The sequence below is a fragment of the Paraburkholderia franconis genome (assembly GCF_009362735.1).
GTDB lineage: Bacteria > Pseudomonadota > Gammaproteobacteria > Burkholderiales > Burkholderiaceae > Paraburkholderia > Paraburkholderia franconis.
Genome location: NZ_WHNP01000027.1, coordinates 69,612 through 94,032, shown reverse-complemented (window position 1 = coordinate 94,032; position 24,421 = coordinate 69,612). Strand labels below are relative to the sequence as shown.

General features: G+C 65.3%; 23 protein-coding genes. 6 read left to right on the top strand and 17 right to left on the bottom strand.

Features of this window, described 5'->3' with window-relative positions; genetic code table 11:
• Positions 1–25: 25 nt before the first annotated feature.
• The gene (locus GCT13_RS50935) at positions 26–1,315 is read left to right on the top strand and encodes a phosphatase PAP2 family protein (RefSeq protein ID WP_321574625.1); all 1,290 of its coding nucleotides are present in this window, start codon (positions 26–28) and stop codon (positions 1,313–1,315) included.
• Positions 1,316–1,345: 30 nt separating this feature from the next.
• Positions 1,346–3,676 (top strand): S8 family serine peptidase, encoded by a 2,331-nt coding sequence (locus tag GCT13_RS26075; RefSeq protein WP_152763034.1) that lies wholly within the window; start codon positions 1,346–1,348, stop codon positions 3,674–3,676.
• Positions 3,677–3,756: 80 nt separating this feature from the next.
• Here GCT13_RS26075 and GCT13_RS26070 read toward each other — a convergent pair whose 3' ends face one another.
• Together GCT13_RS26070 and GCT13_RS26065 are read right to left on the bottom strand one after the other, a co-directional pair.
• The gene (locus GCT13_RS26070; RefSeq protein ID WP_152763032.1) at positions 3,757–4,032 is read right to left on the bottom strand and encodes a hypothetical protein; all 276 of its coding nucleotides are present in this window, start codon (positions 4,030–4,032) and stop codon (positions 3,757–3,759) included.
• Positions 4,033–4,326: 294 nt separating this feature from the next.
• The gene (locus GCT13_RS26065; protein WP_152763030.1) at positions 4,327–6,723 is read right to left on the bottom strand and encodes a TonB-dependent receptor; all 2,397 of its coding nucleotides are present in this window, start codon (positions 6,721–6,723) and stop codon (positions 4,327–4,329) included.
• Between the two features lie 373 nt (positions 6,724–7,096).
• Here GCT13_RS26065 and GCT13_RS26060 point away from each other — a divergent pair, with 373 nt between their 5' ends.
• Positions 7,097–8,137, top strand: coding sequence for a sensor histidine kinase (locus GCT13_RS26060; RefSeq protein ID WP_152763074.1), 1,041 nt, complete (start codon positions 7,097–7,099; stop codon positions 8,135–8,137).
• Here the strand turns inward: GCT13_RS26060 and GCT13_RS26055 are convergent.
• From GCT13_RS26055 to GCT13_RS26005, 11 genes are all read right to left on the bottom strand, one after another.
• Positions 8,068–8,793, bottom strand: a complete 726-nt coding sequence (locus tag GCT13_RS26055) for a response regulator transcription factor (RefSeq protein ID WP_152763028.1) — start codon at positions 8,791–8,793, stop codon at positions 8,068–8,070. The genes GCT13_RS26060 and GCT13_RS26055 overlap by 70 nt on opposite strands.
• Entirely contained in the window at positions 8,790–10,064 is a 1,275-nt protein-coding gene (gene pqqE / locus GCT13_RS26050) for a pyrroloquinoline quinone biosynthesis protein PqqE (protein ID WP_227747012.1), read from the bottom strand. The genes GCT13_RS26055 and pqqE overlap by 4 nt, the downstream gene beginning before the upstream one ends.
• 4 nt (positions 10,065–10,068) lie before the next feature.
• Complete coding sequence (gene pqqD, locus GCT13_RS26045; RefSeq protein WP_152763026.1) at positions 10,069–10,371, bottom strand: pyrroloquinoline quinone biosynthesis peptide chaperone PqqD; 303 nt, start codon at positions 10,369–10,371, stop codon at positions 10,069–10,071.
• The gene (gene pqqC / locus GCT13_RS26040; RefSeq protein WP_152763024.1) at positions 10,368–11,075 is read right to left on the bottom strand and encodes a pyrroloquinoline-quinone synthase PqqC; all 708 of its coding nucleotides are present in this window, start codon (positions 11,073–11,075) and stop codon (positions 10,368–10,370) included. Before pqqC ends, pqqD begins: the two co-directional genes overlap by 4 nt.
• 46 nt (positions 11,076–11,121) lie before the next feature.
• Positions 11,122–12,042, bottom strand: a complete 921-nt coding sequence (pqqB, locus tag GCT13_RS26035; RefSeq protein ID WP_152763022.1) for a pyrroloquinoline quinone biosynthesis protein PqqB — start codon at positions 12,040–12,042, stop codon at positions 11,122–11,124.
• A 67-nt stretch (positions 12,043–12,109) separates the two neighbouring features.
• Positions 12,110–12,676, bottom strand: a complete 567-nt coding sequence (locus GCT13_RS26030; protein ID WP_152763020.1) for a cytochrome b — start codon at positions 12,674–12,676, stop codon at positions 12,110–12,112.
• A gap of 36 nt (positions 12,677–12,712) precedes the next feature.
• Complete coding sequence (locus tag GCT13_RS26025; protein WP_152763018.1) at positions 12,713–13,576, bottom strand: formylmethanofuran dehydrogenase subunit C; 864 nt, start codon at positions 13,574–13,576, stop codon at positions 12,713–12,715.
• Positions 13,573–14,556 (bottom strand): formylmethanofuran--tetrahydromethanopterin N-formyltransferase, encoded by a 984-nt coding sequence (fhcD, locus tag GCT13_RS26020; protein WP_152763016.1) that lies wholly within the window; start codon positions 14,554–14,556, stop codon positions 13,573–13,575. Before fhcD ends, GCT13_RS26025 begins: the two co-directional genes overlap by 4 nt.
• 40 nt (positions 14,557–14,596) lie before the next feature.
• Positions 14,597–16,297 carry a formylmethanofuran dehydrogenase subunit A gene (locus GCT13_RS26015; RefSeq protein ID WP_152763014.1) on the bottom strand — a complete coding sequence of 567 codons (1,701 nt, stop codon included), beginning with the start codon at positions 16,295–16,297 and terminating at the stop codon, positions 14,597–14,599.
• Positions 16,294–17,673: a molybdopterin-binding domain-containing protein gene (locus tag GCT13_RS26010; RefSeq protein ID WP_193727764.1), complete on the bottom strand. Its 1,380-nt coding sequence runs from the start codon at positions 17,671–17,673 to the stop codon at positions 16,294–16,296. The genes GCT13_RS26015 and GCT13_RS26010 overlap by 4 nt, the downstream gene beginning before the upstream one ends.
• Positions 17,674–18,055: 382 nt before the next feature.
• Complete coding sequence (locus GCT13_RS26005; protein WP_152763012.1) at positions 18,056–18,835, bottom strand: HisA/HisF-related TIM barrel protein; 780 nt, start codon at positions 18,833–18,835, stop codon at positions 18,056–18,058.
• 16 nt (positions 18,836–18,851) lie between these two features.
• Here GCT13_RS26005 and GCT13_RS26000 point away from each other — a divergent pair, with 16 nt between their 5' ends.
• The 3 genes from GCT13_RS26000 to GCT13_RS25990 all read left to right on the top strand — a co-directional run bounded on the left by GCT13_RS26000 (position 18,852) and on the right by GCT13_RS25990 (position 21,826).
• A complete protein-coding gene (locus tag GCT13_RS26000; RefSeq protein WP_152763010.1) occupies positions 18,852–19,898 on the top strand; it encodes an ATP-grasp domain-containing protein in 1,047 nt (348 codons plus the stop codon).
• The gene (locus GCT13_RS25995; protein ID WP_152763008.1) at positions 19,895–21,004 is read left to right on the top strand and encodes a hydantoinase/oxoprolinase family protein; all 1,110 of its coding nucleotides are present in this window, start codon (positions 19,895–19,897) and stop codon (positions 21,002–21,004) included. The genes GCT13_RS26000 and GCT13_RS25995 overlap by 4 nt, the downstream gene beginning before the upstream one ends.
• Positions 21,005–21,235: 231 nt before the next feature.
• The gene (locus tag GCT13_RS25990; RefSeq protein WP_152763006.1) at positions 21,236–21,826 is read left to right on the top strand and encodes an amino acid kinase family protein; all 591 of its coding nucleotides are present in this window, start codon (positions 21,236–21,238) and stop codon (positions 21,824–21,826) included.
• Between the two features lie 193 nt (positions 21,827–22,019).
• Here the strand turns inward: GCT13_RS25990 and GCT13_RS25985 are convergent, their stop codons facing one another.
• From GCT13_RS25985 to pqqA, 4 genes are all read right to left on the bottom strand, one after another.
• Positions 22,020–22,718, bottom strand: a complete 699-nt coding sequence (locus GCT13_RS25985; RefSeq protein WP_152763003.1) for a (5-formylfuran-3-yl)methyl phosphate synthase — start codon at positions 22,716–22,718, stop codon at positions 22,020–22,022.
• 47 nt (positions 22,719–22,765) lie between these two features.
• Positions 22,766–23,383, bottom strand: a complete 618-nt coding sequence (locus tag GCT13_RS25980) for a DUF447 domain-containing protein (protein WP_152763001.1) — start codon at positions 23,381–23,383, stop codon at positions 22,766–22,768.
• A 517-nt stretch (positions 23,384–23,900) separates the two neighbouring features.
• Positions 23,901–24,263 carry a hypothetical protein gene (locus tag GCT13_RS48545; RefSeq protein ID WP_193727763.1) on the bottom strand — a complete coding sequence of 121 codons (363 nt, stop codon included), beginning with the start codon at positions 24,261–24,263 and terminating at the stop codon, positions 23,901–23,903.
• 44 nt (positions 24,264–24,307) lie between these two features.
• Positions 24,308–24,382 (bottom strand): pyrroloquinoline quinone precursor peptide PqqA, encoded by a 75-nt coding sequence (pqqA, locus tag GCT13_RS25970; protein WP_082426903.1) that lies wholly within the window; start codon positions 24,380–24,382, stop codon positions 24,308–24,310.
• Between the last annotated feature and the right edge of the window lie 39 nt (positions 24,383–24,421).

The following is a 24,421-nucleotide window of genomic DNA, read 5'->3' as shown; positions in this document are numbered from 1 at the left end:
GGATTCCTGACAGAGGAGGCCTATCGTGAGCGGACTTGGCGGTGCAGGAGGAGCAGGCGGAGCGGGTGGTGCAGGCGGTGCAGGCGGGGCAGGCGGAGCGGGCGGTGCAGGCGTGCCTTCGGGCGGCGGCGGCGCGGGCGGTGTGTACGATGCGGGCGGTGGGTCGCCCGATGGGCCGCTTCTCGCCGGGGCGCTGATCGGGCATCGCGATGGCATTGTCGGCAGCTGGCATCCGCCGGAGCGCGTCACGGTCGATTTCGACAAGCAGAACTTCCGGACAATCGACGACTACCGTCAGCTATGGCGATGGGAGCCGTGGGTGCGCGCGACGGTGTTCGATTTCGAGCTGCTGTCCAACCTGCAATTCCGGATACAGAACGAAGGGAGCAAGTCGCTCGCGTATCCGCAGCTCTCGCACCGGCCGGCGAAGGGCGGCGCCGAAGTCGATATCGTGAGCCTGCATCGTCCGGACAAGGACGTGTTCGCGAAGCAGGCCGAATGGCTCGACTTCTATGCGGACCTTCGCGAGGATCGCTCTGCGGAAATACTCTGCCAGATGGGGCCGCAGGTGGCCTTCTGGAGCATGCTGATCTATCTGCATCCGAGCCGCACGCCGAAGACGATCGAATTGCTCGACACGGCAGTGCGCCTCGCGATTTTCGTCGAGATCCGCTTCAAGCACGCAATCGCGGCGGCAAGAGCGCTGGAGTACTCGCAGCAGGTGCAGCCGATGATCCAGACGCCGGGGCACGGCTCGCTGCCGAGCGGCCACTCGACCCAGGCGTTCATCATCGCCGTCGTGCTGTGCGCGCTGTTCAAGCAGGGCCGCGATTCCGTGTACTACCAGCAGGCGATGCGCCAGGCGTATCGCGTCGCCGTCAATCGAACGGTGGCGGGCGTTCATTTCCCCATCGACAGCATTGCGGGCCATGTGCTCGGCACCGCGCTCGGCGAGTACTTCGTCGCGCGCTGCACGCGCAACCTGAGGAAGCCGAAAGGTGGTCCGAATGCGAAGCGCGATCCTCTCGCAGACGGCAAGATCACGTCGCGCGAGTTCAAAGGACATGTGCTGTCGGCGAAGAGCCCGGACGGCAATCCCGATTTCGATTATCACGAGCCGTTGAGCGACGACGATGTCGATGCATACGCAAAGGCGCACAAGATGTCGAAGCCTGCCGTGGTGGCGAAGTTTCCGTTTCTCGGCTGGAAGAAGCCGGGCGCGCAATCCGTCGACGGTTCGAACATTCTGTCGTGGCTGTGGAATCAGGCCGAGAGCGAGTGGAATGGCAACGCCCTCGCGAACACGGCGTTCTAGCCCTTCGATCCTGTTCAAGCGAGGTGGGCGATGACCTGGCAATCGTTGACAGGCAAGGCCGGCGCGTGGAGCGGTCTGGACTGGACGGGGCGCGCGAACGGCGTAGCGCGGGCCGACCCGTATCTCGCATGGGCCGATGCGACGCTGTTCGCCGACCTGGGCGGACCGCCTGCGGGCTGGGTGCGCGTCATCATCGAACTCGAAGTGTTCGGACCGGATGGCACGCCGCTGACGGCACAGTCGTTCGCAGAGAGTCTCGAAAGCACGCACGCGGCGTGGAAAGCGTGGCTACGGGTGTCGTCGCTTTATCGCTATCCGCCGCGCGATCTCGCGCACACGCACTTCCTGACTGCCGCCGTCACGAAGGTGTTCTTTGCAAAGCTCGACACGACGCTCAAGGGCTTCGTGAAGCGTTTCGAACTCGGCATGCCGATCGTGCCCGACGATCAGCCTGTCGGCGCATCGCAGGCTGCGACGGTGCTCGCAACGGGCACGGGCCCGCAGTTCGCTGCCGCTTCTCAGGCAAAGACCAGGGCAGCGGGCGCGAAGCGCGAGCGCATGGTGTTCCTCGGCGTGATGGACGATGGCCTCGCATTCGCGCACGAACGCTTTCGTTCTTCTGGCGATCCATCGGCCACGCGGATCGAATACTTCTGGAATCAGGACGACGCGCCCGGCACGCTGGCCGGTCTGCACTATGGGCGCGAACTGTCGAAGGCCGGCATAGACGATATGCTCGCGCGTTACACGCAAGGCGGATTGATCGATGAAGACGCCGTGCATCGGGAGGCGGGGTACATCGGCGTGCGCAAGCGCTGGGCGCACGGCACGGAAGCGATGGACCTGGCAGGCGGCGTGCGTCCCGGCGATCTGCATGCGGCTTTCCTGCAGCGGCTGGGCGACGAAACGAAGGCGCTCGAGAAAGTGCGGCTGATCGGCGTGCAGTTCAGGACGCCTGGGCGAACGGTGCGCGATACGTCGGGACTCTGGTTCGCCACACACGCGCTCGATGCGATGCGCTACATCCTGCGCCGCGCCGACGATCTCGCCCAAAGTCACGGCCACGATTACTGTGTGGTGCTCAATCTGAGCTACGGCTATATGGCGGGAGCGCATGACGGCAGCTCGATCATCGAACGAGCCATCGACGAGCTGATCGATCAGCATCGTGATCTGTGCGTCGTCGTGCCCGCTGGAAACAGCAACGTGCTGCGCTGTCATGCGAACGTCGAGCTTGCGCATGGCGAATCGAAGAGCCTCACATGGCGTGTGCTGCCGGATTGCGCGACGCCCAGTTTTCTGGAGATCTGGTTGCCTGAGCATGCCGATCCGTCGAAGGTCAAAATCCAGGTGTGTCCGCCGACGGGCGATAAAAGCCCTGCCATGTCGGTGAAAAATTTCTACGCGTGGCAACCGGGCAGCAATGTGCTGTGCGCATCCGTGTATCTGGACCGCGTCGCGACGGGCGACAACAGGATGATCCTGATCGCGCTTGCGCCCACGATCACGCGCGATCCTTCGCGCGACGCAACGCCGGCAGGCAACTGGAGCGTGACCGTCTCGAACACGGCGCGCCGTGGCGAAGCGCTGAACATACACGCGTGGGTACAGCGCAACGAAACGGCGTTTGGCTACCCGATGCGCGGACGCCAGTCGCGCTTCGACGATCCGCTTTACAAGCGCTTCATCTCGGGTTCGCATGTGAGGGATTTCGACAAAGGCAACACGGAATCGTGGATAAGGCGCAGCAGCACATTGAGTTCGATCGCGACGGGTGACTATACCGTCGTGGTCGGCGCTTATCGGCGCACGGACGGCAAGGCCGCGCTCTATTCATCGACGGGACCTTCGCTTCGCACGAAGCAGAGAAACGGACCCGATGCGACTGCCGTCAGCGAGGACTCGCCCGCCTGCGCCGGCGTGCTGGGCGCGAGCACGCGCAGCGGGAGCCTCGCCGCCATCACGGGGACGAGCGCGGCCGCGCCGCAGGTATCGCGTTTATTCGCGCAAGCGAAGGTAACAGGAGAGGCCGCAGTCCTCACGCCGATGACGGCCGCGAAGAACGCGTCGAAGAATGCGTCGAAGAAAGCAGCGAAGATTGCAGCGAAGAATGCAGCGCAGATCGCGCCGACGACGAAGCCGCTCGCGAGCCGCAAGTGGATCGAGCAGAAGGCGACCGATGAAGACCCAGCCACGCTGGGCGCATCGCCGCATGAGCTTGTCGACACCTGTCCTGCCACGGCGCGCCCGCCTACCGTGCCCGTCGGAGAGCATGCGTGGCTGCCGAAATTGCCAGCGGAGCGGGGCGGCGCGGGCCGCTTTAAGTCACGCCGATCGAAGAAACGCGGCATCGATCCGTAAGATGAATGTGCAAAGGGGCCTGTCATCGCTGACGGGCCCCGCTTCGTGCCGGGCTTTCGAACGGCATGCAACCGTTTCGCTCAGTTGCCACCCTTGAAGAGTTCGTTCAGGCGATCGGCTTCGCCACTCTTTTGCGAGCGTACGAGATCCTGATAGACCTCAGCGCGCGTTTTTCCGTGCGAGATGGCTGCGCTGCCGGACATCGACGTTGCCGACATGCCGGGGCCTTCCGAGTTGAGAACGGTTTCCGGCGTGGTGGACGTCGAGGTTGCCGTGCCGGTAGCGCTTTCCTGCGCATACGCTTGCAAGGCTGACAGGCAGAGCGCGCCGCCGCAGAGGATGAGCATCGTCTTCATTTGAGTCTCCATCGAACAATTGCAGCGCATTACGCGGTTGCGCCAGACCGGGACGAAAGCGTGGGTCGCATTCGAAGAAAGCGGACAGCCACGCCGACCTTTAGACGTGCACAACCATCAGAATCTGTGGCAAGACAGGATTGAATTCGTTGACACGTAGTCAGCCTCGCGAAAGCTCGGCCATGCGAAAGATGACTGTGCGGCCACGCGGCTTGAACCCAGTATGGTTTTCGCAGGCGCTCAGGGCTATATGACTTTGGTGGTAAGCGGGAATATAAAGCGGGCACGCTTCAATTACTTCCACGCGTAGCGCAAGCCGACACACACGCCGCGCGGCGCGCCTATACCGAGAAACTGCTCGTTGGTGAGATTGTTCGGATCAAACGTATGGTTCGGCCCATTGAAGAAGTTCTCGCCGAGAATCGCGAAGTTCGCATAGTGCCTGTTCAGCAGATTCTTGACTGTCGCGAATACCTGTAGCTGCTTCGTCACGTTGTAGGTCGTATCGAGATCGATCAGGAAGTAGCCCGCCACCGTGCCGTTCACATCCTGATTGTTCTCGTCGCCGCGCGCGAAGATACCGCCCCGGTACGTGAGGTTCGTGCCGATGTTCCACTTCGCGATCGGCGTGTAGTCGACGCGTACTTTCACGGTATTGGCGGGAATGCCGGGAATGCGGTCGCCCGGCTTCACGGTGATGTTGCCGTTCGTGTCGGCGCTCGAATTGCTCGCGCTGCTTTCCGTCCACGTCGATCGATACGTCGCGTCCACATAGCTATAGCTCGCGCTCACGCCGACGGGGCCGTACTTCGTGCGCGCCGCGAGCTCGATGCCCTGACGGCGCGTCTTGCCGACATTCTGAAAGAAGCCGAGCGTACTCGACGCGCCATTGCTGCTGACGAATTGAATGTCGTCGTCGAGCGTCGTGCGATAGAGCGCCGCGCTCCATGTCGTATTCCTGCCGAGCCTTCCGCGCGCGCCGATTTCGAACGTCTTCGATATCACGGGTTTCAGAGCAGGGTCGGCGATGAAGTCGTTCGGCAGCGAGCATGGCGCGTCCGGGTCCGCGCACGCGAGCTCGATCGACGTCGGCGAGCGCATGCCTTCGTTGTAAGACGCGTAGGCGGTGAAGTTGTCGGTCGGATTCCAGTTGACGCCGACAGCGGGATTGAAGCGCGAGAACACATGGCGGCCATCGAGCAGCGGCTGCTGGCCGCTCTCGTCGCCGATCGTCGTGCGCGACCAGTTGTAGCGGCCTGCAAGCGTCATCGACCATTGCTCGTTGAACGAGAACGTGTCGTTGAAATAGATGCCATACGTTTCGTTGCGTGTCTTCGCATCGGTGGCCGGCACGAATGGACCCGTGCCGATCGTCGCGCGCGTGTCGGTGAAGAGCGCGTCCTGTGACGACTGCGTGAAATGCGAGTTCGCCAGATCGGCGGCCATGCCGAGCACCAGGTCGTTGCGCTTGCCGAAGAGCTGTTGCAGCAGCGACAGCTGCAGGCTGCCGCCGTAGCTTTCGGTGAAGATCGTCGATTGCAGGTTGGTCGCGGGCGACACATCGTCGGGATTGCCGGGATCGAAGTCGTCGTTGACGTTGCTGCTCACGTTTTCGTTGCGGTAGTGGCGATAGTAGAGATTGCCGCTCAGCTGGATATGGGGCGTGAAGTAATGCTCGCCTGCGATCGTCAGATAGCCGACCTCGTTCCGGTTCTGATCCGGAAACGTGTAAGCCTGCGAACGGTTGTCGAGGAACGAGCGCGGAATCGTCTGCGAGCCGTCGAGCGTGTTGTCCGCGCCGCCAGCGGAGATCGACAGCGTGTTGTCGGCATCGTGATAGCGCAGCTTGCCGAATGCCTGGCGCAGACGGCTGCCGTTGTGATCGGCCCAGCCGTCGTCGTTGGTCGCGTTTGCCGTGAAGTAGTAGTCGAGGTTGCCGCCGATCATTCCGCCTTGCTGGATCTGCGCGCTCTTGCGTCCCCACGAGCCGCCGCTGATCTCGGCCTCGCCGCCCGGCGATGTGCTGCCGTTCTTCGTCGTGATCGCAATCGCGCCGCCGAGCGTGTTGAGGCCGAAGGTCGGATTCGAGCCGGGAATCAGCTGGATCGTTTCGATTGCGGCTTGCGGTATCAGGTCCCAGTTGACGACGTCGCCGAACGGCTCGTTGACGCGCACGCCGTCGAGAAAGACAGACAGCCCCTGCGGCGTGCCGACCAGCGGCGAGGCCGTGAAGCCGCGATAGTTGATGTCGACTTGCGACGGATTGCCTTGCGCATCGTTGATATCGACGCTCTGCAGATTGCTCGCGAAGTAGTCGGTCAGCGTGTTCGGATGCTGCCCGTCGATCTCGCGTCCGCGTATGGTCTGCACGTTCGCGGGCACGAGTTCGATAGCCGTGCCGATGCCGACGAGCGGAGTCGTGCCGATCACGAGTATCGACGGCTGTTCGGTTTGCTGCGGAGGGTTCTGGTTTTGCGCGACGTCTTGCGACCCGCTTTGCGACTCGTTTTGCGCCGTGTTTTGTGGTGTTTCCTGCGTTGTCGCTTGCTGCATGCTGGTGGGCGTTGTAGCGGCTTCCTGCGACCACGAGGCCGCACAAAGACTCGCCAGCGCGCTGCCGACTACGATCTGAAACGCGCCGTTACGCGGATACAGGCGCGCGCGCCGCGATGTGCGCCGCGGATGTTTCATGGTTGTCCTCTCCAGCGGGTTGTTCTAGCGTTATCGGCGGCGGCCGGTCGTTCGGGCTGCGCATGAATGCCCTGTCTGCTGCTCGTTGCCTGCTTCTGCCCTGATCGCCGCTCAATGCAGAGTCGCATACGAGGGACGTGGATCGCGCGGGAAGCTTTCCCGATTCTTTCGGGAAGCCTTCCCTCACGCATCGACGATGCGAAAAGCGCCCGTCGGATGAGTAGAATGAGTCACTGCTTCCATCGATACGCTCATGCCCGAAGCTCTCTCTCCAGTGAATCCGGCCAACCCGGCGCCGGTCGCGCGGCAAGCAGCAGGCAGCCGGGCCGATGCGGCGAGCGCGACGCAAGCGCCCGCCGCGCAGCAGCGCGCGATGCCACCGCGGGATGAAGGCCACGCGAAAAGTCACGGCAGAGACCGCGCAAAAGAACCGCACTCAGCCGCATGGATCGAGTTCGCATGTGTCGTGACGCTGACTGCGATCGTCTGGGCGCTGTGTGCGACGTTCGATGTCAGCGAGCTCGCGTATCGCTGGAGCCGCAATAGCGAGCGCTATCAGCTCGACGAACTGCCCGTCACGATGTTCGTGCTCGCGGCGGGCTGCGCATGGTTTGCATGGCGGCGCTATCGGGAGTCACAGAGGGAATTGCTGCGCAGGCGCGCAGCGGAGGAGGAGGCCGAGCGGCTGCTGGCCGACAACCGGCGCCTTGCGAGCGAAGGCATCGAAGCGCAGGAAGCGGAGCGCCGGCATCTCGCGCGCGAGCTGCACGACGAACTGGGCCAGTACCTGAACGCGATCGCGCTCGATGCCGCGCGGATTCGCGATCTGTCGGCGGATAGCGAAGAGATTCATCGCGCGTCGCTTGCCGTGTTGCAAAGCGCGAGCTTCGTCTACCGGCAGATCGGCGGGATGATCCGCAAGCTGCGGCCCATCGGCCTCGATGACCTCGGCTTGCCGAGCGCGCTGGAGCATTGCGTCGAAGGCTGGCGCGAGCGGCTGCCCGATGCGTCGTTCAAGCTCACCATCGACGGCGACTTCGATGGCTTCACCGACGCGCTCAACATCACGCTCTACCGCTTCGTGCAGGAAGCGCTGACGAACGTGTCGAAGTTCGCGCGCGAGTCGAGCGTCGAGATCTATCTGGTGAGAGCGCCGCTTGACGGCGAGCGCGGCGGCGAGATCGTCGTGACGGTCGCCGACGACGGCCCCGGCGCCGATCTGTCGAAGCCTCGCACGGGGCTAGGGCTCGTCGGCATGCGCGAGCGCGTCGAGGCGCTCGGCGGCGAGTTCCATGTCGCGAGCGAGCCGGGACGAGGCTTTCTGCTATGCGCCCGCGTGCCGCCTCATGTCGGGCTGCCCGAGCCTAGCGTTCCGAGCGTACCCATCGAACCCGATGAGCCGAAGAGCTCGTGAGGCGCGGCGAGCTCGGAGAACTGAAGTCCGAGGCGTTGCGCGATCTGCACGAGCTGCACGCCGTTGTTCGCGCCGAACTTCTGCCTGATCGCGGACTGATGATTCGCAATCGTCTTCTGGCTCAGGCCGAGCCGCTCGGCGATCACGGGCAGCGTATAGCCCTGCACGAGCAGACGCAGCACTTCGAACTCGCGCGCGGACAACTGGCGTCCCGGTGGTCCTTCGTTGAACATCGTCCGCAACGCGAGCGCGTGCGAGACGTCAGCGCTCAGATAACGCACGCGCCGCGCGACGGCGCGCACCGCTTCGACGAGCACATCGGGCGCGCTCGCCTTCGTCACATAGCCGCTCGCGCCCGCATCGAACGCGCGGCGCACGAAGAGCGCCTCTTCGTGCACGCTGAAGATCAGCACGCGCGCATCGGGCTCGCGCGCAAGCATCCGGCGCATCGCTTCGATGCCGCTTGCGCCCGGCATCGCAAGATCCATCACGACGACATCGGGCTGCAACGCGCAGAAGCGCTGGTAAGCCTGCATCGCGTCGGCCGCTTCGCCCGCGACGCGCACATCGGGGCTGAGTTCGAGCAGACGTCGATAGCCTTCGCGCACGACGGCGTGATCGTCGACGAGAAGCACGGAGATGGCGGGCGTCGTCATGATCGCGCTTTCTCTTTGGATGGCGTCGCTGTCGCCGTCGCCGTCGTTCCCGTTGCCGCGCGCGTGCCGCCATGCGGACTGCTTTGCGCACCGCTTTGTGCATCGCCGACGAACCGCCGCGAGTTCGCGTCGTTGCGGAACGTGACGGGCTGTTCGTCGGGTGCAAGCGCCGCGCCGCGTCGGGCCGCATCGCGTACGACCTTCACGACCTGCTCGTGATGCTCCGATTTGTCGCAGACGGGGTCGGCATTGGCGGCGTCGTGTGTCAGCAGATACGCCTGGCAGCGGCAGCCGCCGAGGTCTTTGGTCTTTTCGTCGCAACTGCGGCACGGCTCCTTCATCCATTCGAAGCCGCGAAAGCGGTTGAACGCGTCGCTCGTGTACCAGATGTCGGCGAGCGGCATGTCCTTCACGTTCGGAAACGTGAGGCCGGGGAGCGAGCGCGCCGAATGGCAGGGCAACGCGGCGCCATCGGGCGCGACGCCGAGGAACACCGAGCCCCAGCCGTTCATGCAGCGCTTGGGCCGCGTTTCGAAGTAGTCGGGCACGACGAAGAAGATCTTGCAGCGGTTGCCGATCTCCTTGCGATAGCGTTCGACGACGGCTTCCGCTTCGCGCAGCTGCTCGGCCGTCGGCATCAGTTGCGCGCGGTTCGCGTGCGCCCAGCCGTAGTACTGCGTGTTCGCAAGCTCCAGATATTCGGCGCCCATCGCGAGCGCCATGTCGATGATCTTGTCGACGTGCGGCAGGTTGTAGCGATGCAGCACGCAGTTGAGCACCATCGGAAAGCCGTGTGCCTTGATCGCGCGCGCGACGCGGTTCTTCAGGTCGAACGTGCGCGTGCTGCTCAGAAAGTCGTTCAGCTCCTGGGTCGAATCCTGAAACGACAACTGGATATGATCGAGCCCGTTCGCCTTGAGCACGTCGAGCCGCGCATCCGTCAGGCCGACGCCCGATGTGATCAGGTTCGTGTAGAAGCCGAGCTTGTGCGCTTCGGCGACGAGTTCTTCGAGATCGTCGCGCATCAGCGGCTCGCCGCCTGAAAAGCCGAGCTGCGCGGCACCGAGCTTGCGCGCCTCGCGCAATACGCCGATCCATTGCGCAGTGCTCAACTCGTTGCGATGGTCGGTGTAGTCGACCGGGTTGTAGCAAAACGCGCAATGCAGCGGGCAGCGGTACGTCAGTTCCGCCAGCAGCCACAACGGCGGGCCGACGTCGCTGCGCGCCGCCTGCCGCGCGTGCTCCCGTTCCGCAATCGCGAGATCGCTCATGGTGTTACTCCAGCCAGCCACGCGAGCGCGCGTGGTCGACGAATGCCTGGACTTCGGGCGCGAGTCCTGTCGCGTTGAACGCCTGTTCCAGCTCGGCGACGAGCGTCGGCATGTCGCGCGTGCCGTCACAGCGCAACAGGATTTGCGCGGCGCTCTGGTTCAGCTTCACCATCCCTTCGGGATACAGCAGCACATGCGCATCCTGCGCCGGTTCCCATTGCAGACGGAACAGGCTGCTGAGCTTCGGGCCGCGTTGTTCACCGCCTTGCGCGGCGCTGTCGTGCGGCGTGTTCGTGGGCGTATTCATGCGGGGAAAGCCTTCTCGATTGCGTCGAGCATGGTCCACAGAATGTCGAGCTTGAACTGCAGGATGTCGAGCGCGCGTTCCTGTTGCTCGCGCGTGCGGAAATGATCGAGCGTGACGGCGAGGCCATGTTCGACATCGCGTTGCGCAAGCGAAATGCGCGAGCGGAAATACGCGAGTCCTTCGGGCTTGATCCACGGATAGTGCTCGGGCCACGTGGCGAGCCTGTCCTTGTGAATTTGCGGCGCGAAGATTTCCGTCAGCGACGAGCAGACGGCCTCCTGCCACGGCGCGCGGCGCGCGAAATTCACATACGCGTCGACGGCGAAGCGCACGCCGGGCACCACGTGTTCGAGCGACCACAGTTCGTCGCGCGACAGGCCGACGGCATCGCCCAGCCGCGCCCACGTTTCGATGCCGCCTTCGTCGTTGCCGTAGCCGTCGTGATCGAGAATGCGCAGCACCCAGCGGCGGCGCGTCGCGCGGTCGGGGCAATTGGAGAGAATCGCGGCATCCTTCAGCGGAATGTTGATCTGATAGTAGAAGCGGTTTGCGACCCAGCCGCGAATCTGCTCGCGCGAGCATCCGCCGCTATTCATCTTCACGTTGAACGGGTGATGAATGTGATACGCCTGACCCTTCGCGCGCAATTGCGCTTCGAATTCTTTGCGGGTCCATGCAGGGCCGGTGTCGCTCTTGAGAGTCATCGATCGATTCTCCGTTTCCATGTCTGTACTGGCAGCGCGCTGCCGCCTACAACTCGAACAGCATCCCGTCGTGCGCGACTTCGATGCCGTGCTGCGCGAGGATGCGCCGCTCGGGTCCGTCGTCGATCAGGATCGGGTTCGTGTTGTTGATATGTATTAGCACCTTTCGCGCGTTCGGCCTATCGAGCGAATCCAGCACGTCGATCATGCCGCCCGCACCTGTTTGCGCGAGATGGCCCATGTCGGCGGCCGTTTTCTTCGACAGGCCCAGCGCGATCATTTCGTCGTTCGTCCACGTCGTGCCGTCGACGAGCAACAGATCGGCGCTGCGCATCGCCTCGCGGATGTGTGGCTCGAGCACGCCGAGGCCGGGCGCGTAAAACACGCGCTTGCCCGAATCGGGCGCGGTGAGCAGCAGGCCGATGTTGTCGCCGCGCTCGGGCGCCGCGCGATGCGGCGAGTAGGGCGGCGCCTTGCTCGACAGCGGCAGCGCTTCGATGCGCACGCCGGGCAGCGCGCCGATTTCGAACGGGCCTGCATCGAGCGCGATCGTGTGGCGCTCGGTGCCGCAGTAGTGCGACAGGATCGAGACGATGGGAAAGCCCGTCGACAGGTCTTGCCACACGGCCCCGGTTGCATGCAGCGGGAGCGGCGCGCTATTCTCGCGCAGCATCAGCAGACCCGTCACGTGATCGATCTGCGCATCCATCAGCAGCACGGCGGCGATGCCCGTATCGCGGGCATGGCGCGCGGGCTGCATCTCCGGATTCGCGGCGATCTGCGCGAGGATATCGGGCGACGCGTTCACGAGCAGCCACGCGATGCCGTCGACGCTCACCGCAATCGACGACTGCGTGCGCCGCTGCGCGTTGAGCGTGCCCTTGCGCACGCCGTCGCAGTTGTGGCAATTGCAGTTCCACTGCGGAAAGCCTCCGCCCGCCGACGAACCGAGCACCTTGATCTTCATTGTCCGCGCGCTCCTGAATAGGCCGTGAAAAAGCGCTTCGACTGATGAGCGTTGCGTGTCATGGCAGTCATGGCAGCATCCTGCGCAACAGTCCGTCGCGGTCTATCAATTGATGCTTGATCGCGCCCGCGATGTGCAGCGCGATTATGACGATGAAGATCCATGCGACGATCTGATGAATGCCGAACCACAAGTCGCGCATCGGCTTGTCGTCCCAGCCCCACTTTGGCAGCAGGAGTCCCCAGAAGCGCGTGCCGTACGTGTTGAACGACGAGCCCAGATAGCCCGTCACCGGCATCGCGATCATCGAAACGTATAAAAGAACCTGCGTGGCGCTCGCGGCGGCGCGTTGCCACGCTCGCATCGGCGGCAACGGCGGCCTGCCGGATACCATGAGAACTCCGATGCGGATCAGCGCCAGCAGGAAAATCGTCAAGCCGAGCGACTTGTGAAAGTTGATCAGCGCGGCCTTGAAGGGCAGGCCGCGCGGCAAGCCGACCATGTACAGGCCGATCGCCAGCATCGCGATGATGCCGAACGCGATCAGCCAGTGCAGCACGATCAGCGGCATCGGGTAGCGCGTTGGCGCCTCCCTTTCCGTGCGCGCGACGTCGGTCGAGCGTGTGGCGTTCATGATGTCGGTTCCCTCGATCATTCGGCGGCGCCTGCATTATTCGACGATCAGCAGTTCGCCGCGTCCATCGACTGCAAGATCGCCCGCGTAGCGCTGCGGCAGCCTGTGCGCATCGAGCGCTGCAAACGGCGTAAGCCGTCGCTTTATTAACGCAGATGCAGGAGCCGTCCCGCTGCATTGCGCGCCAAGTGCACGCGCGAACAGCGACCAGAACACGTCGAAGCCGCGCCCGCCTGCCGTAAAAGTGGGCGGCACGCGTTCCGGCCGTTGCAGCAGCAACAGTGTGCCGCGCCGCATGCCATAGCCATAGTGTGCACCCAGACGGCCAGCGATGCCGATCGTGCCCGCGACGAGCCGCGACGCCGCGTAATCGCCCGTGTCGCCGCCGATCAGCACGGTGCCGCGCCGCATCCGGTCGGCAAGGCGCGCGCCCGCGTTGCCGGCGACGACCAGCGTGCCGCCCGTCATGCCTTCCATTCCGCCTGGCCTCGCGCCCGCGACGAAATCGCCGCTGTGGCCCTCGACCGTCAGGCGCCCGCCGCGCATCTCACAGCCGGTGAAATGCCCCGCGTCGCCTTCGATGTCCAGCGTGCCGCCCGTCATTCGCAAGCCGGCGTAATCGCCGACTGGGCCCGTCACGCGCACGCTGCCCGCATCGAGTTGCGCGCCGATGCCGTCCAGCCAGCGCGCATCGCCTTCGATCACGACGCGCGCTTCATCGTCGTTCGTCGCGAGCGATACGTCGAACAGATCGCCGACCGCACACGCTTCGTTGCCGGCAGACAGCAGGAGCCGCTCGATCGCGTCGCCCGACAGCGCCGACAACGCCGACGGCAGCAGCGGCGAGCCGTCGACGCGAAAGCCCGGCGCATGCTTCACGCGCAACGTGATGGCGGTCATGGCGCGCCGTCCTTCGCGGCGTTCGTCGCGCTACCTGATGTGTCGCCCGTTTCGCGCTGCACAATGCCCGCCGCCAGTTCGCGCAGCCTGAAATGGTAGGGCCCGAGCTTGCCGCCATAGTTCCCCGCGGAAATGCGCACGACACCACTGCCTGCCGCCGATGCCGCGTCGATGCCCGCCGTCATGGCCGCGCCAACGTCGGCATCCGTCAGTCCGTCGATCACGATTTCGAGCACGCAGCCCGTCTGCGCATCGAGTTCGCTGCGGTGCGACAAGCCGATCAGCGTCGGACAGAACGCATCGTTCGTCGACGCGACCGCGCCTTTGTATTTCGACCCGATCTTCGATCCCGAACGCACGACGCCGCCAGGAAACGGCGTAATCACATTCGCGAGGCGATGCATCGCGGCGACGGCGGCTTCCGCTGCTTCCAACGCGCTGTCGAGGTCGCGCGCGAGCAGCAGCAGATTGCCACCGCCGACGGCCTTCACCGTCTGCACCGTTTCCTCGCAGACGAACTCGCCGTCCATCACGGGCACGCGCCAGTAGCGCACGCCGTTCAGCACCTTTGAAATCTGCCAGCCGTCGCCGAAAAAGCGCAGCGAGCCGCCGAGCGGCGCAGCGTCCGACAGTGGCGCGCGCGTGGTCGCCGGATCGATGCCGTTGTAGACGGCCGTCGTCGGGCACGTCAGCACGCATTGGCCGACCCGCCGCACGATCTGCTTCGCCAGCTCCTTCGACGACACCGCGAAGATCAGCACCGAGATGCCGGGCCGGCCGTCAGGTGTCGCGTCGGCGGTTATTTCGTGCTCGATGCCAGCCTCGCAGCCGCAGTCGATTACCGACGTCGCGAAGCCTGTCAGCGAATCGGCCGCCGCACGCGCCCAGCGCGGCGTGTGCGCGGTGATGACGAGCCGCGTCGCCTTCATCGGGAAGGCTTCTGCGAACGTGTCGTCGATCAGGGTGTCGTTGATCTGCATCGCGCGTTGGCCCTGTCTGTCCTCGTCTTTGTCGTGCGACTCACGCCCGCGCGAAACATGCGACGGGCAACAGCCGTCCGCCGCGACAGCACGCGCAGATTTCATCGTCGCTGATCGCGGCATGGGCGAAACTGGTGGCCAGATTCGCTTCGCTGTACTGGCGCAGCGTCGTTTCAATGCTCCTGTCGAAATCGGGGGAGACGAAGTGGATGCCGCCCGTCGGCGTCGATACGAGGTTGCCGTCGCGCGCGACCAACTGGCCGTCCTTGAACACATACGCGGGCGACGTGAACATCCGCTCGCGATCGGCGTCGTCGCGATAGACGGCGATATCGGCGGCGGCGCCCGGCCCGAGATGGCCGCGGTCTTTCAGGCCGAGCAGTCGCGCAGGGCCCGCGCGCGTGACGATCGCGATCTCATACAGCGAGTACTCGCGCTTCAATTCCTGTAGCGCGCTCGCGACTTTCGCTTCGGGATGCAGCCGATCCAGCTGCGCGTCGCGGAACGGCTTGTCCATCAGCAGGCGAATCAGATGCGGATAGCTCGTGAACGGTCCGCCGTTCGGATGATCGGTCGTCATCGACACGCGCCACGGGTCGTTCACCAGCAGGAAAATTTCGAGGCCGATGATCCATTGCAGCGCATTCACATAGCTTTGCTCGCGATAGCGGAACGGCACCACGCCGCAACCGGCATCGCATTCGATATCGCCGACAATCCATTTATGCGGCCGTGCGAGCGGTGCGTTCTTGAACTGCATCATCGTGTCGCCGGATGCCGTGACTGTCTGCCCGAAAATGATCTGGCCCACGTCGATCGACACGTTGGGCCGCGCGTTCGCGGCCTCCGCGATCGCGCGCGCGCCCGACGAAAACTTGCGCGGGCCTTCCGTGCCGTAGCTATGGAACTGGATGTGCGTCAGATGGATGGGCAGGCCGTCGGCGGCATCCATCGTCGCGATCGTCGAATCGATGTTGCCCGGCACGCCGAGATTGCTAGCATGCACGTGCAACGGATGCGGCACGCGCAGTTCCGTCAGCGCGCGCGTCAGCGTGCGCAATACGTCGCGCGGCGTGATCCCGTAATGCGCGTGCGCCTCGTCGACATCGAGCGAGCGCTGGTTGAACTTGAACGCCGAAATGCCGCCGGGATTGACCACCTTCACGCCGAGCGCGCGGCTCGCGTGCATCGTCCAGCCGACGTAATCGCGCAAGCGCTCGAAGTCGTCCTTCGCGGCGAGCATTTGCAAGAACAGCTCGTCGTTGCCGAGCATCACGTAAGCGCCGTGATCGATGATCGGCGTGTCGCCCATTTCCAGATGCGCGTGGCGTGCATTCGACGCGATCATCGCGGGCTCGAACGCGGCCGTGTAGCCCATCTCCGCATAGCGATAGCCGGTGGCGAGCGTACCGGGCGTGCAGATCCCGCACGACGGCATGCGCAGATAGCGGCCCCGTTCGTCCTGCACGGCTTCATACGATGCATCGCGCGGCGCGTCGTCGCGATGATCTTCGGGCAACAGCAGCCGCGACAGGTTCGTCTTGCCGCCGCCGATGTGCGAATGCAGATCGATGCCGCCCGCCATCACGACCATGCTTTGCGCGTCGTAGTCCACATCGACGGCGCCATCGGCGGGCGGCGCGACGATGCGGCCTTCGCTGATATAGATGTCGCGCACTTCGCCGTCGATGCCGTTAGCGGGATCGTAGAGGCGGCCGCCCCGCAGTCGCGCGATGCTCATGACGGCCTCCGCGTCAACGCGGCGCGCGCGGCGAGGTCGTCGGCAAGACGCGCGGCGATCGTCGCGACGCTGGGCAGCGCAATGTTGCGCGCAGGATGCAACGGCATGACGACGGACGCATCGACGCGAAACAGATGGCCGTCGCTGTCGATCCCCGGCGTAGCGACGGGAATGAACACGGTCTTCGCGCCGCGCGGCGCGATCGACGATGCGAGCGTGGGCGCGCCGAGCACGACGACGGGCACATCGTCGCGCAGTTCGGCGGGCAGCGTGTGCGGCTCGAAGCTGGCGATCCACAACAGCACGTCGACTTCGCCTGCCTCAAGCAGGCGCGCCATCCGATAGCGATAGGGATCGTGATCGAGCGGCGGCGTGCCCGGCAGACGGTCAGGCTTCGACACGCGCGTGCGCAACGGAAACCCCGACAGCCACGTGACCGCCTGATTGACGCTCAATGCGCCGTCCGCGCCGCCGAGCGTCAGCACGCCAGCGCGGCTCGTCCGGTTGATCGCCTTGACGATACGGTGCAACGCTTCAATCAGCAGCGCCGCATGCGGCTGCGGCAAAGCGGCGGGCTCGATCACAAATGCGGTGTAGCGCGCCTCGTGTATGCGCGCGATCAGCGACGCAAGCTCGGTTGCGATGCCCGTACCGTCTTCGAGCGCTTCGGGCTTGCGGCCTTCGGCAATCGCCGACCACAGCGCTAGCACGTCGTGCAGCGACGCGGCGGAAAGAATCGAACCAGCGCGCGCGTCGTCGAGGCGGCTCGCGACGGGATCGATCTCGCAGCCGACGAAGCGGATTTCGCGCTGCATCGCCGTGCCGCTCGCGATGCGTTCGTAGAAGCGTGGATGCTGCGCGGATGGCTCGCAGCCGAACACGACGAGCAGGTCCGCGCGCGAGCGCACTTCCGAGAGCGTCGTGAAGAACGCGCCGCGATCCTGCAATGCGAGCGTCGCGGCCGTCATCGCGTCGCCCTGCAGCGAATCGACGATGGCGCCGCAGCCAGCCGCCAGCGCGTACAGCGCGCGCGTTCCCGCGATGTCCGTCGCGCAGCCGAACAGCGGGCGGCGCGATCGGGCGAGCACGGTGACGGCTTCGTCGAGCGCGGCATCGAGCGATGCGGGCGTGCCGTCGATCGAAGGCGAGCACACGTTGTCGCTTGCGTCGTAGCGCGTCAGCGCGTGCGCGAGGCGCGGGCAATCGGTGAAGGGCGCGGCGAGCGTCCCGTCGTTGCCGGGATGGACCTCGATGTCGTCGCACAGCAGCGGGCAGAACGGGCAGGTCCAGTCGGTTGTCGCCGCGGCGAACGTCAATGGCTCATCGGCGGGCGACGCCGCATTGGCCTTCGTGACGTGGGAGTCGGACTCGTGCATGGGAACCGTTCAGCAAGGTCCGTGCCGATTTCGTGCATGCCGCGCGTCGTGCACGCATGGGGGGCGGCTCGCATGGCGCGACGCGTGCGTACGCGTTATTGCGCTATTGCGCGTTCTCGCGGTGCTTGCCGATGGCCCACGCGTCACACGCTTTTGGGCCCGGCGCAGCGAACCGTCGAACGCAAGTGCGCACGTTCAGCGAATGAAGCGGCTCCGCGTTTCGCGCGGCCAGGCGCGTGCAGCACAGTATGTGCTCCGCGCTGCAACAGTGTGTCACTTCGGGACACGACGACGCGCAATGAGCAAGCGACGCGCGCCGTTGCTGCAACGCAGTCCGCGTGGCATGGATATTGTTTCGCCGATCACGCCGAAGCGTCCGCGTTCATCGTGCGCGTGTTGTATGCGTGTCGATGAGCCTGCCGTCATGAAGTGCCGACGCGATCAGCCACGCGTCGGCGCCACTGCGTGCCGCCGCATCGAGATCGTCGCGATGACGGATGCCGCCCGCGCCGATCAGCGTGCGCTGGCCCGCTTGCGCGCGGATCGGGCCGAACGTATCGAGGTCGGGGCCTGCATCGGCGCCGACCTGATCGAGCGTCATCACGATCACGCGCGCAGGCCAGGTCGACGGTGTACGCAGCGCATCGGCGATGTCGTGGGTTGCGATGAGCTGGCCGCCGCGATGGTCGAGCGACAGGATGGGCGCGTAGCCGGCCGCTTCGGCTTCGCGCAACGCATCGGGCGAGCGCAGCGATTCGGAGCCGAACACGGGCACGATGCGCGCAATCGCCTCGTGTTCATGCGTGGAGCCGATAGCGGAAGCGATGCGCGCGAAGTGGCCGAGCACCGACGGGAAGTCGGCATAGCCGGCGTCGAGCCAGATTTCGAGCGGCGCGCGCTGCGGGTCATGCCGGCGTGGATCATCGAGGCTCGTGGCAAGTGCGGCGAGCGTCGACGGGTCGGCATCGCGCGACATGATCGCGCCCAGGTCGGCGACGTAGAGTACACGCGTGCGGCTCGCGGCGAGCAGCGCGCGGGCGACGGCGAGCGGTTCGCTCGTCGCGCAGAGGGAAGACTGGATGGGCCGATAGTTTGCGCGGTCGCCGCGTATCGCGCGCACCGCGTGAGCGTCGAGCAGATCGAGAACCGGGATCACCTGCATGCGGAGACGTTCCTTGATGAAGCTCTGGGTTTATGAGTATCTCACCGGCGGAGGCATCGACCGGCAGTTCGCGGACAACAGCAGTCTCGCGGACCTGAGCGCGCTCGTCGTCGAAGGACGCATGATGCGCGATGCGATTGTCGGCGATCTGCGGCAGCTCGACGGCGTGCAGGTCAGCTTCGCCAGCTCGCGCTTCGAGACCGTCGACGAAGGCGTCGCGCATTGTCGCGCGAAACCCGGCGAAACGATGCTCGAATTCGTCGCGAGGGCGGCGCGCGAGCACGACTATGCGTGGATCGTCGCGCCCGAGTGCGACGGTCTGATGCTCGATCTCGCCGATGCCGTCGGTCCCGCGCGCTGGATCGGCTGCACGAAGGAAGCGATCGCGCTCGCGTCGAGCAAGCGCGCGACGGCGCAGCGCCTCGCGTCGCGCGGCATCGCCGTGACGCCCGCGCTCGAGGCCGCGCGGATCGACGCGCGCACGCAGCGGCGCTGGGTCGTCAAGCCCGACGACGGCGCGGGCGGTCTCGATACGCATGTGTTCGACGACGCGGACGGCGCGCGCGCCGAATATGCGGCGCGCTGCGCGGCGGGGCGCGATACGGTGCTTCAGGAATGGGTGGACGGCGATCCGCTGAGCGTGTCGCTGATCTGCGATGGCTGCGATACATCGCGCACGACGCTCGTCAGCATCAACCTGCAGCGCATCGGCGTGGCGGCGGCCGTGGCGGGGCATCCGGGTCAGGTCGTCGGCTTCGAAGGCGTGGACATCGGCTGCATCGACCGCAACGGCGCGCAAGGCCGCGCGCTCGATGCGCTGGCGCAGCAGGTCGCAGCCGCGCTGCCGGGACTGCGCGGGTTCGTCGGGATCGATGTCGTGTGGCACCCGAGCCGTGGCCCTGTCGTCATCGAAGTGAATCCGCGCGCGACCGTTGCGTATGCGGGTCAGTCCGCGCGGCTGGGCCGCAATCTCGCCGCCGACGTGCTCGCTGCGCACGGCCTGCATGTCCGCGCGCGTCCCGCTGCCGATAACGCGCTCTCCACTTGCGGAACGGCAACATGAGCCCATCCTCTGCTTCGAGCGAATTCGCGATCTTCGGTTGGGATGTCGGCGGCGCGCACGTGAAGGTGTCGCGCGTCGATGCATCGGGCGCCGTCGCCGATATCGCGCAATGGGCCTGTCCGCTGTGGCAGGGGCTGGAACATCTGCATCGCGCGATCGACGATGTCGCGGCGCGCTGGCCCGATGCGCTTCACGCGCGCTCGCGCCATGCGGTGACGATGACGGGCGAAATGGTCGATCTCTTCGCGGACCGCGAGCACGGTGTGCGCGCGATCGTCGGTGCGCTCGCCGCGCGCATCGGCAGAGCAACGGTCTTCTTTGCGGGCGCTTCCGGTTGGCTCGACGCCGCGTACAGTGTCACGCAGTGGCGAGCGGTGGCATCGGCGAACTGGCTCGCGACGGCGCAATACATCGCGACGCGCATGCGCGACTGCGTGCTGATCGACATCGGCAGCACGACGACGGATATCGTGCCCGTCGTCGCGGGGCGCGTCGCGGCGCGCGGCTCCAACGATGCGGCGCGGCTCGCGACGGGCGAGCTCGCGTATCACGGCGTCGTGCGCACGCCGCTGTGCGGCATCGCGCATCGGATTGCGTTTCGCGGCGAGACGACGGGCGTAATGAACGAATGGTTCGCGACGAGCGCCGACGTGTACCGGCTGACGGGCGAGCTGTGGGCACCGCATGACCAGCACGCAAGCGCGGACAACGGGCCGAAGACGGTGGCCGCGAGTTGCGCGCGGCTCGCGCGCATGATCGGCCGCGATGCCGCCGATGCGCCCGAGCACGAATGGCGCGAGTTCGCGCACGCATGGCGCGACGCGCAGTTGCAGGCGATCGGCGCGAGTTTCGCGCAGGTGTATGAAGCGCATCCGTCGTTGCAAGGGGCGCCCATCGTCGGCGCGGGATGCGGGAGATTTCTGGCGGCGTCGCTGGCGCGCGCGAATGCGCTTGATTACGTGGACTTCGGCACGCTGACGCGCACGGCGGCGAGTGCGCCCGAGCACGCCGCCGAATGGATCGCGACGTGTGCGCCGAGTGTCGCCGTCGCATTGCTGATGGCGAACGGGTTCGAGGAGCGGCGGGCGTCGACGCGCGCTGCGTGAATGTTTTCGCGAGCGTATGCGGCTGCGCGAGCATGGGGCGCGCCGCGTGAGTGTTTCCCCACGTGCGCGTCCGCGCGGCATGCGGCGCGCTTCGGTGCGCTACACGCGTGGCCGCATGCAGGCTCGCGGCATCGGGCGGGTGACGCGTAGCAGGGCGTGGACGGGCATCAGCGGGGGCCATCAGCGCGGCACAACGCCGCCGTGGAGTCGAACGAGAGCGAGGTAACGGACATGTGGGTGGTGAAGATCGGGGGAAGCCTGAGTCACGACCCGTCGCTGCGGGACTGGCTCACGCAGCTTTGGGAAGTCGGCGGCGGGCGCGTCGTGATCGTGCCCGGCGGCGGGGACTTTGCGGACTGCGTGCGCGCGTATCAGCAGGAATGGCAGTTCGACGATCTCGCCGCGCACAACATGTGTCTGCTCGCGATGACGCAATACGCGCTTCTCATGCAGGCCGTCCTGCCCGATCTCGTGCTCGCGACGAACGAGGAGCTGATCCGGCGCGCGTTGCGCAAGGGCAAGGTCGCCGTGTGGATGCCCGTGTGCCTGATGCGTGTCACGCCCGATTCGATGACCAACTGGGACACGACGTCCGACAGCCTCGCCGCGTGGCTGTCGACGACGCTGAACGCCGAGCGCCTGATGGTCGTGAAGTCATGCCCGATCGGCGAGGGCGTGCCGCTCGTCACACTCGCGTCGAAGGGCGTGGTCGATCCGGGCTTCGTCCACTACGTGAAAGAGGCGAACTACGAGGTCGAGCTGTTCAGCAAGACGGATGTCGCGCTGGTGCGCGAGCGGCTGCTGAATGCATCGGCGGTTTGAGCGGTTTTGAGCGTCTGTGCGGGCGCTGTGCGCAAGGCGCACGACGCACTGCGCGTTTGCGCATACGCATCACGTCACGTCACGTCGCATCACGTCACATCGCATCACGTCACGTCACATCGCATCGCATCGCACCGCATCGCATCGCATCACGTTACGTTACGTTACGTCGCATCGCGCATACGGCATCGCATCACGCGGCAGCGCTCGGTGCCGCGTGATGCAGCGCATCCGCCCATTGCGCGACGCGGCGCGGATCGAGCCGTGACGTGCGGCCGTTTTCGCAAAGCGCCGTGCGAAATCCGGCGACGTCGGGCGCGAGCGCGCGAATCTGATCGAGTTGCAGCCAGCCCAGCGAGCCCGCGATGCACGCCATCGCGCCCGACGCGCGGATCGTCGCGACGTAGCGCGCGAGCGTCGCGCCGTCGATGCAATCAAAGAGCGTGCGACCCGCCTTGCCCGCCGTATCGAACACGATGCCTTCGAAGCCGAGCGTCGCCGCATGGTCGACGAGCGCTGCATCGACGCCGTCGTCGGACAGCAACACGGGAAGCACGGCCGCGTCCAGGCCGGCGAGGTGCGTCAGACACGCGTGCGCATGCGGTCCCGGCATCACGCCGACTTTCACGAAGTCCACGCCTGCATCGCCGACTTCGGCGACGCGCGCCGCGATCGTATCGAGCGCATCGGAAGGCAGGTCGCCGATCGTCGCGCTGATCGGCTTGACAGGGTAGCGCGCGCGCAGCGCATGCGCGATGCGCCAGAGATCGTCGATGCGCACGCCGCCCAGCGCGCCGTCGAGCGGTTCCTTCAGGTCGATCAGATCGGCGCCGGCAGCGGCGGCGTCGAGCGCTTCTTCCGTCGAGCGAACGCTGGCTAGCAATGCGGTCATCGAAGTCTCCGAAAGGGCGATGCGTAGGCGATGCGCGGATGGCGGCATCATGTCGTGCCGGCGTGCGACGGCGCGGGCGCGCTGCTTTTCCCCGGCTCCGACGCGGTGCCTGTTGCGCGAAAGCGTTCGACGGCGGCCGTGATCCATTGCCACGCGATGAGTTCATCGGGGCCGGCCGTCTTGTCGATGGCGATCTTCAGATAGGCCATTTCGCGGTCGACCTTGTCGGCGGGCAGCATGAACAGGCGGCTCACCAGAATCGCGCCTTCGACGACGGCCGCCTGCGCGCGATTGAAGCCGCCGAACGGCGCGTGCATTTCGCTGTGCACGCAACGCATGTGGAGCACGGGGCGTTGCGGATCGTCGGTCATGTGGTCGAGCAGCAGCTCGGTGTGCGCGAGCGATTGCTGCAGCCGCACACTGCCGACGCGGCTCGCGGCGCGGGTCGGCCAGTCGCGCTGCGCGCCCGTCACGCAGCCGGCGAAGACACGCACATCGGTCGTGAAGTTGATGACGGCAGCCTGGGTTTCGAGGATGTTGTCGAGGGTTTTCGACGGTCTGAACGGGGCCAGGATCGCGAGTCCATGCTCGAAGCGCACGCCCATCGGCGCCACGTGGGGGTGGCCGTCGGCTGCTGCTGTTGTGATTACTGTTTCATGGATCATGGATGTGGTTTTCTCTGTCTGCGACGGCTTTTGTTTTGGCCTTTATGGCTTGCTGCAGGCATCCGCGGTTTGTGTCCGCGACGGCTTTTAATTGTGGTGTTCTTGCTCTCGCGCTGGCATCCGCGATGCGCCTCACGGCGCGGGCGTTGCCCCTGTGCGGGGCGGCACCTACTTTTCTTTGCAGCGGCAAAGAAAAGTAGGCAAAAGAAAGCCGCTCACACCGCCAGTCCTTGACACTTACCCACGGGCTCTCAACGTCCCCATGCTTCATACGGCAGAGCGCTATCTCACACGCGTTGCCAGCGCGTTTATTTGACGCCTCACCTGCATCATGCACCTGAACTGCGGCGCGCGACATTGAATATTCCCAAGCCCCCTTGCGGCAAACTGTGTGTAGGTATTCGCGCCGCACAGGACACCCTCGCTACGCGATGCGGCTACAAGTGGCGGGCGTTGACGTGTACAACACTGCAACCTCGTTCACTACCGACATGCGGCGCTGAAGCATTCGATGCCCTTAGCCGTGCCACACCTGCATGAAGCGGGTCAGGCGTTTAGCCGGAGCGTTGGCAACGAATGCAAGCCAGCACATCGGTGCAAGAAAAACGGGGACGTTGAGAGCCCGTGGGTAAGTGTCAAGCACAGGCGGTGTGAGCCCGCTTTCTTTGCTTACTTTCTTTGCGGCGGCAAAGAAAGTGAGTGCCGCCCCGCACAGGGGCAACGCCCGCGCCGCGAGGCGCAATCGCGGATGCCGGCGGCAAGCCATAAAGACCAAAACAAAAGCCGTCACAGACACAAACCGCAATCGCAGCTGCCCGCGATAAGGGCAAAGGAAAACAGCGTCGCAGACGTCAGAAAAACCAAACAGCGTCGCAGACATAAAAAACAAAGGGCCAGCCCGAAAACCGAGCCGGCCCCGGCCGGCTATCTAGTAGCGATATACATCGTGACTTCAAAGCCGAAACGCATATCGGTGTAGCCAGGGGTAGTCCATTGCATAGTCGTCCTCCTTTACGAGTGAAACGGCGGTCCCATTGC

Bases quoted from the DNA above. Each gene is read 5' to 3' on its own strand.
- GCT13_RS26010 (WP_193727764.1), bottom strand. From the start codon at position 17,673: ATGCACGAGTCCGACTCCCACGTCACGAAGGCCAATGCGGCGTCGCCC.
- GCT13_RS26000 (WP_152763010.1), top strand. From the start codon at position 18,852: ATGAAGCTCTGGGTTTATGAGTATCTCACCGGCGGAGGCATCGACCGG.
- pqqC (WP_152763024.1), bottom strand. From the start codon at position 11,075: ATGACTCTCAAGAGCGACACCGGCCCTGCATGGACCCGCAAAGAATTC.
- GCT13_RS26015 (WP_152763014.1), bottom strand. From the start codon at position 16,297: ATGAGCATCGCGCGACTGCGGGGCGGCCGCCTCTACGATCCCGCTAAC.
- GCT13_RS26005 (WP_152763012.1), bottom strand. From the start codon at position 18,835: ATGCAGGTGATCCCGGTTCTCGATCTGCTCGACGCTCACGCGGTGCGC.
- pqqD (WP_152763026.1), bottom strand. From the start codon at position 10,371: ATGAATACGCCCACGAACACGCCGCACGACAGCGCCGCGCAAGGCGGT.
- GCT13_RS25985 (WP_152763003.1), bottom strand. From the start codon at position 22,718: ATGACCGCATTGCTAGCCAGCGTTCGCTCGACGGAAGAAGCGCTCGAC.
- GCT13_RS26025 (WP_152763018.1), bottom strand. From the start codon at position 13,576: ATGACCGCCATCACGTTGCGCGTGAAGCATGCGCCGGGCTTTCGCGTC.
- GCT13_RS26030 (WP_152763020.1), bottom strand. From the start codon at position 12,676: ATGAACGCCACACGCTCGACCGACGTCGCGCGCACGGAAAGGGAGGCG.
- GCT13_RS26075 (WP_152763034.1), top strand. From the start codon at position 1,346: ATGACCTGGCAATCGTTGACAGGCAAGGCCGGCGCGTGGAGCGGTCTG.
- GCT13_RS26055 (WP_152763028.1), bottom strand. From the start codon at position 8,793: ATGACGACGCCCGCCATCTCCGTGCTTCTCGTCGACGATCACGCCGTC.
- GCT13_RS25980 (WP_152763001.1), bottom strand. From the start codon at position 23,383: ATGATCCATGAAACAGTAATCACAACAGCAGCAGCCGACGGCCACCCC.
- pqqB (WP_152763022.1), bottom strand. From the start codon at position 12,042: ATGAAGATCAAGGTGCTCGGTTCGTCGGCGGGCGGAGGCTTTCCGCAG.
- GCT13_RS48545 (WP_193727763.1), bottom strand. From the start codon at position 24,263: ATGTCTGCGACGCTGTTTGGTTTTTCTGACGTCTGCGACGCTGTTTTC.
- GCT13_RS25995 (WP_152763008.1), top strand. From the start codon at position 19,895: ATGAGCCCATCCTCTGCTTCGAGCGAATTCGCGATCTTCGGTTGGGAT.
- pqqE (WP_227747012.1), bottom strand. From the start codon at position 10,064: ATGAGCGATCTCGCGATTGCGGAACGGGAGCACGCGCGGCAGGCGGCG.
- GCT13_RS26060 (WP_152763074.1), top strand. From the start codon at position 7,097: ATGCCACCGCGGGATGAAGGCCACGCGAAAAGTCACGGCAGAGACCGC.
- GCT13_RS25990 (WP_152763006.1), top strand. From the start codon at position 21,236: ATGTGGGTGGTGAAGATCGGGGGAAGCCTGAGTCACGACCCGTCGCTG.
- fhcD (WP_152763016.1), bottom strand. From the start codon at position 14,556: ATGCAGATCAACGACACCCTGATCGACGACACGTTCGCAGAAGCCTTC.
- GCT13_RS26065 (WP_152763030.1), bottom strand. From the start codon at position 6,723: ATGAAACATCCGCGGCGCACATCGCGGCGCGCGCGCCTGTATCCGCGT.
- GCT13_RS26070 (WP_152763032.1), bottom strand. From the start codon at position 4,032: ATGAAGACGATGCTCATCCTCTGCGGCGGCGCGCTCTGCCTGTCAGCC.